We start from the raw sequence: 5741 nt of genomic DNA, 5'->3' as shown, positions 1-5741 counted from the left end.
CTTTGGCGTTTTCCCCTGTTGCTCATCACGCAGTTGTTTTACCCATTTCGTCATCGTAGAAAGCCCGACGTCCATGGCTTTTGCTGCTTGCGCGGCGGTGTAATTTTGGCCGACAACCAGTTGAGCGAATTCGCGTTTGAATTCAGGACTAAAATTTCTTCTTTTCATTGGTGCACCCGTGTTGTTCTGAGGTGAGCATATCACCTCTGTTCGGGTGGCCAAATTCAGTGTGCCACTACAGTATGGCATAAGCGCTACCGTCATCGTTAAAAACGAACCACTTAATGTTACCGCCACCGCGATTAATAATAAGGCGATGTTCATAATAACTGCCCACCACATTGGCACCGTAAAATTCCGTGCTCATGGGATTGCCTGGATAAGGGTAATAGCGGCATTCACCTGAACGTGTCTCGTTGCCGCTTTGCCCCCGGCCATAAAAATGGAGAATATTCGTGAGATGGCCGCCACCGGATAGCGAGACGGCTTTGCCAAAGGTCGCTCCGCCACTGGCGGTCAGTTTTCCACCCACTTCAAGGTCTTGTACCCAATGCAAGCGCTGGGTATCCCATTTACCGGTTCTGATGTTGTTGGCGTACAGCGCCGAGCTGCCTTTGCCATTGGCAATCAGCCCTGAATCGCTGTCGCCGACATTGACCAAATGGGTGATCTGCAGACTGCCGTTAACCACCGTGCCACTGGTACGTTTGTCCAGTGCGTTTTGTGCCTGTTCAACGGTATTTTTTAACTCCAGATTGGCCACAAACGCCGCCTTATCCGGGATATCCACGCCGTTGTTTTTCCTCAGCAGGCTGCGTTTTTCATTCTCCTGCCGGGCTTGCGCAATCAGCCCCTTGATGGCCGCGGCCAGCTGGTTATGTTGCGCCGGGTTGGGCTGCATTCCGGCGGCCGTCAGAATATTTTTTTGCTCGGTCTGGGTATCGATGACCGCCCCCTGCATGGCGTTCAGCCACTGGGCGTAGACCACGGCCCCCTGACGTCGCCGGCCGGGTCGCCGTCATGAAACAGCCCGTCCTCGCTGTCAATCGGCGCAATAATATCCTTCATGGGCGCGTTTTCTCCCTGTAGTTAAACACCACCTGGGTGTGCGCGGGTTTCAGGTCCTTAAACAGCCCTTCAATCAGGTTCTGCCCAAAGGTCAGCAGCTTTTATCCGGCCACCGAGCTACCGGTGCGGAAGCGGTAGACCGGCACCTGTGCGTTATCGATATTGACTATCCACAGCCAGATAATCTCCGGCACCCAGATACGCTCGCCGGCTCGGCCAATGCAGGCTCGGAACGGCTCCGACTCGTCGAGGGTGACGCGGTAACCCAGCGATTTGGCCAAGCTGATAAAGTATTGCCGGCTGAGGCCACCAGTGGCGTTAATCCTGGCCAGTACCTGCTGGCGACGCTGCTGTAGTGCCATGCTGCTGTCGGGGGAAATTCCCAACATCCGCTCCCAGTCGACCAGCAGCCCGACTGCCAGAAAAGGCGTGATACCGTCAGCCACTTCGCCGGCGCGGATTTCCAGCTGTGCCAGGCTCTTCCCCTCGGCCTGCAGTTCGACACCGAGTCGCTTACCGGTTAGCGCACAGCTTTTCGGTGGCAGCAGGGCACTGAGCAGCTGCGCGTAATCGCGGCTGTTCATGGCATTTTCTCCACTGTAATTGGTGCCTGCGCGTATCCACTGCACGGTCTGCTTGTTCACCACCGGCACCACATTGGCGCTGGGGGCAAGCAACTGGTAGTCCACCACGCCGACCACCTTGGATATCAGCGCCCCAGCTGGATTCTGACCGCTATCTCACCGGGGCCAGGCGGTTAACATAGTCACTGAGCGCGGTCGTAATCTGTTTACGCGCGGCCTCCAGCGTCAGATTGCTCAGGCTGACCTGGGCCGTGATACCGGCTTTCACCACCTCGGTGCCACTACCAGACAGTTTTTCGCGGTGACCGGGCGCATCTCGTCAAGGCAGCGCTGCACCGCCTTAAGCGTCTCCGGCGACGGCAGGTCGTTATGGGTGACTATTACCACATCCACCGTACCGTAGCCCCGGCGCAGCGGGTAGACATGGGCTTCGGTGACGCCGGGCAGGGACACCGCCCAGCGATGGTAATCGTATTGATTGCCGCCCGCCGCCGGACGGCGTATCACCTCCAGCAGACGTGCCAGCAGGGCGGCGTTGGATTCGGCCTCGCTGCCGCCGACCATGCGGGTGATAGTGACGTTGCTGTCAACACCGGCTGGGGCCATCAGCAGCGCCGCTGACGTTTGTACGCCAGATTGCCCTGGGTACCGCTTTGCAGCGCGCGGGCGGGCAAGGGCAGGCTGCCCGTTGCGTCTATCGTGCCCGGCGCGGTGGTCTGGTAGCGCTGACGGCTGCCGGTGAAACGCAATTGCAGTAGGCCGGTAATGTTTGCGCCGGGGTTACCGGTCAGGCGTACTTCGCCGCCGGCCGGGGTAGCTGCTTTCGACGTCAGGTTGCGCGTGCCGGCGTGCATTAGCAGATAGTCATGCTCGGCGGTGTCTGGGAACATTTGCCGCACTATCCGCAGCTGGTGCTGATATAGCCCCTGCAGCGCGCTGGCAATGGCGTTCGCACGGGCCGCGTAGTCACTATCGGGACCGGTATCGGCGTCCAGCAACTGGTTGCGGATATCGCGCAAGAGCGTGTCGGCAATCTCGGTATGGGTGGGGGTACTGTGCGCCATGGTGATATTCCGTTTAAATGACCTTTACCGGGTGAGTAAAGGTTTGCAAATTGCCGTTGGCGGCCACGACGTCGATATGCAGCCGCAGGTTACCTTGTGCCGGACGGCTGACTCAGACGTCAATGCGGCGAGCGCGCTTATCGGCCAGCAGTGGTTGCAATGCCTGTTCGGCATATTGCTGGGCCAGTCGCCGGGTGGTGGCCGAGTCTTTGGCGCGTGCCAGTTCGTGCAAACGTGACCTCAGCTGCGGGTCAGCCCAATATTGCCCGCGCGGCGTCATCAGGCATAGGTAGGCCGCGTTATGCGGGTCAGTGGTGCGCGTGCCGGTGTAATCACCGGTCTGGCTGTCAATCAGTGCGTCCATGGCGTCAGGGTAAGGTAGGCGACGGGCCGGGAGGAGTGACGCGGGCTGTAGAGGGTAGCTGGTACGGTAGTGTGCGTCGCGAGCCGCGACGCTATCTTACCCGTTAACCGGTCCGCCGGACAGCACGGAAGGTGTCGGGTGCCTGTGTCCACTTTGCCGGATGCCGTTGATTTCCACCTCGGCGCTGCGCAGGGTGCCGCCCTGATGCTCAATATCCCCCGCAAAGTGCGCCACCGCGCCGCCCCCGCCGCTAATCGTCATACCGCCGTGGCCGCTGATAGCCCCCTCGGCGGTCAGTGCCTGTGAGGTTGACAGCATCGGCGTCTCGAAGCCGGCGCGCTCTTCGGCCTGAACCTGATAGCGTTTGCATTTAACCCGATACTCGTCGCATCCACCTCGATGATTCTTTCGCGCCGGATAACGATTTTGGCGCCTTCGTCACTGTAGAGCGCCACCTCGTTGTTTGCCAGCCCTTGCAGCCGGGGTAGGTGCTGTGTTCGGTGGCAATCACGATACTATGGCGGGTACGGCCGCGCCCACCGGCAAACACCACCGCCATCATGGTGCCGGCGCTCTCCAGCGCCACGGTCAGTGCGGCAAGGCGGACGGTGTTTTTCACGCGGTGGCGGTCCCAGAAAGTGTATTCATGGGAAACAGCCTAACCTGGGCATCGGGTATCTCGTCGTGACGGGGGTGTAGGGGGTAAAGAGTGGGGGAAGGAAAGGACACAAACGGACTGCCATCAGACTACACCGCTGACGCGGGCGGCGATACCCCGTTTAAAACCCATTTAAATCGCTCCAGAATCGCTTAACGCGGTTTCACCCGCATCATCCCCCGCCCGCTGCCTGACTATCAAAAAACGCGCCACGGCCTTTACAGAGTGTTACTCGTCCAGCGCGCGCTGAAGGTAATCATTGACGGTGTGCACCAGGCCCTGATAGGCTTGGTCGGCCAGACTAAAATTGAGAAAGGGCCGCGCCAGCACCGGGTGGACCCAGCTGTACCGCGCGTTTAATCAGCTCGGTGCGCAGGAACTCCTGGAACTGCGGCGCCTCAATACCCCAGACCAAGCAGTGGTATTCCTTTTGCAGGACGATGATGTTGCTGATAATGACGTCCGGCAGCCGCTTGCGTATCTGCGCTTCCACCACATCCCACCCGCCGGTGGTGCGATTAAAAGCGCCGACCAGCGGCGCTGACGGATCACGGCTAACCCCGGCCTTGCCGAGGCTGGGGTCGGAGGCCCCGTAGAAAACCCACTCGTTAAGTCGGGTGACCTAGAAATGCAGGTCGTGGGCAAACAAGCGCATCCTCACCGCTGACCGGGTCATTCTGGTACTCAGCGTCAAAGGTGGCGTGACCGCCCCGGGTGCGGAGATGCATCAGGGTCAGCAGCGGGCGGGCGGACCAGGAGACTTCCGCGCCTTCCTCCATCTCGGTACGGTGTGACGTATAAAAATCCTGCGCCGCGGCTTCTCCCTGGTTACGCAATACCTGCTCCCAGGTTTCCCACAGCGACAGGTTCACCGGCCACTGGTGCAGGGCCTTAAACCATGCCTGCCGCCACAATGGGTTATTCAGGGTGCGTGATAACACCGAGTCGTAATGCAGGATGGTGCCGATATACACCACACCAAGTTTTGCGCCCGCGCCGCCCAGCGGCAGCACGGTTTTTCTCAGCCAGCTTTCCAGCTTGTCGCGCTGGTCCGGGTTGCGCACCTGCTCCTCGTTCTCAATATCGTCCAGTATCAGCAGGTCAGGGCGGTATGGCCCGTGGCGCAAGCCGCGCAGCTTTTTGTCGCTGCTGGCCACCTGCACCTTGATATCATTGCGCATCAGGATGGTGCCCATCTGCCAGACGCGACCGACACCGCAGGCTTCGAGGAAGCCGGCCCGCAGCCGGGGGTTAAATTCCAGCTCGGCCTTGATGGCTTCGAGCATCGGGTGCGCCTGGTCGATGGAGTCCATCACCATCAGGGCATAGTGCTTGATGCTACGTACCAGACACCACAGCATAAACAGCTGGCTGACCAGCGTTGAGTTGACCTCTTCGCGCGGCGCCGCGATGTGGTCCTGCTCGCCTTTCGGGCTAGCGACTATCTTATGGCAGCCTCTGAAACAGACAGCCAAGCAGTTCACTGGGGTCGGCATGACGGATATAGTGCGGGAAATAGGTCTGCACAAAATAGCGATAGCCGTTCACCGGATCAGCCACCTGTAAACGCCGCGCCGCCATAGCCTCGGACCCGGTATCAAAACCCAGGCATTCGGCCGCAATGGTGCGGCGCAGGCTGGAAGCCAGCGCAGCCAGCGAGTGCTGGAATTCACGGATGGAAAATTTCGCCGCCATATCTCGCTTTAAATCCCCTGTAAACGCGGTTTACACGCCATGATGACGCTCAGCCAGTACCGCATTGATGCGCGACACCAGGGTTTCTGCCACCGTGTCAACGCTGCCGGCGACACTCGCCAAACATAAAAAGTGCGCACCACCGTCCAGACCGACAGACACATTCTCGCCGGCGACCCTGACCACGCTGATCTCGGCCGGGTCGAGGTACGCGCCCGGCAACAGTTTGACCAACTGCTTCATGCCAGCGCTGCCTCTATCTGGGTTTTGATGCGGGTTGACGTCTGGAACAACGTTTCGCCATAAGC

9 protein-coding genes and 1 pseudogene are annotated in these 5741 nt (G+C 59.6%); all 10 read right to left on the bottom strand.

The features are described from left to right. Positions 1 to 168 (bottom strand): transposase (locus tag ACTBDU_RS15805; protein WP_438807136.1); only part of this gene is annotated, 168 nt, incomplete at its 3' end. Between the two features lie 67 nt (positions 169 to 235). Then, complete coding sequence (locus ACTBDU_RS15800) at positions 236 to 988, bottom strand: hypothetical protein (RefSeq protein ID WP_438807135.1); 753 nt, start codon at positions 986 to 988, stop codon at positions 236 to 238. Between the two features lie 181 nt (positions 989 to 1169). Beyond that, the gene (locus ACTBDU_RS15795; RefSeq protein ID WP_438807134.1) at positions 1170 to 1760 is read right to left on the bottom strand and encodes a YmfQ family protein; all 591 of its coding nucleotides are present in this window, start codon (positions 1758 to 1760) and stop codon (positions 1170 to 1172) included. Between the two features lie 156 nt (positions 1761 to 1916). After that, positions 1917 to 2258, bottom strand: coding sequence for a baseplate J/gp47 family protein (locus ACTBDU_RS15790; protein WP_438807133.1), 342 nt, complete (start codon positions 2256 to 2258; stop codon positions 1917 to 1919). Next, a complete protein-coding gene (locus ACTBDU_RS15785; protein ID WP_438807132.1) occupies positions 2258 to 2716 on the bottom strand; it encodes a baseplate J/gp47 family protein in 459 nt (152 codons plus the stop codon). The genes ACTBDU_RS15790 and ACTBDU_RS15785 overlap by 1 nt, the downstream gene beginning before the upstream one ends. A gap of 112 nt (positions 2717 to 2828) precedes the next feature. Continuing rightward, the gene (locus ACTBDU_RS15780; protein ID WP_438807131.1) at positions 2829 to 3080 is read right to left on the bottom strand and encodes a phage GP46 family protein; all 252 of its coding nucleotides are present in this window, start codon (positions 3078 to 3080) and stop codon (positions 2829 to 2831) included. 96 nt (positions 3081 to 3176) lie between these two features. After that, complete coding sequence (locus tag ACTBDU_RS15775; RefSeq protein ID WP_438807130.1) at positions 3177 to 3398, bottom strand: hypothetical protein; 222 nt, start codon at positions 3396 to 3398, stop codon at positions 3177 to 3179. A 52-nt stretch (positions 3399 to 3450) separates the two neighbouring features. After that, on the bottom strand, positions 3451 to 3699 hold the full coding sequence (locus ACTBDU_RS15770) for a hypothetical protein (protein WP_438807129.1): 249 nt from the start codon (positions 3697 to 3699) through the stop codon (positions 3451 to 3453). Positions 3700 to 4069: 370 nt separating this feature from the next. Further along, positions 4070 to 5433 (bottom strand): annotated as a pseudogene (locus ACTBDU_RS15765) (phage terminase large subunit); the annotation flags it as partial. Between the two features lie 30 nt (positions 5434 to 5463). Further along, a partial coding sequence (locus tag ACTBDU_RS15760; RefSeq protein ID WP_438807128.1) for a hypothetical protein occupies positions 5464 to 5741 on the bottom strand: 278 nt, incomplete at its 5' end.

Origin of the sequence: Sodalis sp. (in: enterobacteria), from assembly GCF_051710625.1 — a bacterium.
Taxonomy (GTDB): domain Bacteria; phylum Pseudomonadota; class Gammaproteobacteria; order Enterobacterales; family Enterobacteriaceae; genus JBPESN01.
This window is presented reverse-complemented; position numbering and strand designations above follow the sequence as displayed.

Excerpts from the sequence above, each read along its gene's own strand:
- ACTBDU_RS15785 (WP_438807132.1), bottom strand. The coding sequence starts at position 2,716 with ATGGCGCACAGTACCCCCACCCATACCGAGATTGCCGACACGCTCTTG.
- ACTBDU_RS15790 (WP_438807133.1), bottom strand. The coding sequence starts at position 2,258 with ATGGCCCCAGCCGGTGTTGACAGCAACGTCACTATCACCCGCATGGTC.
- ACTBDU_RS15775 (WP_438807130.1), bottom strand. The coding sequence starts at position 3,398 with ATGCTGTCAACCTCACAGGCACTGACCGCCGAGGGGGCTATCAGCGGC.
- ACTBDU_RS15780 (WP_438807131.1), bottom strand. The coding sequence starts at position 3,080 with ATGGACGCACTGATTGACAGCCAGACCGGTGATTACACCGGCACGCGC.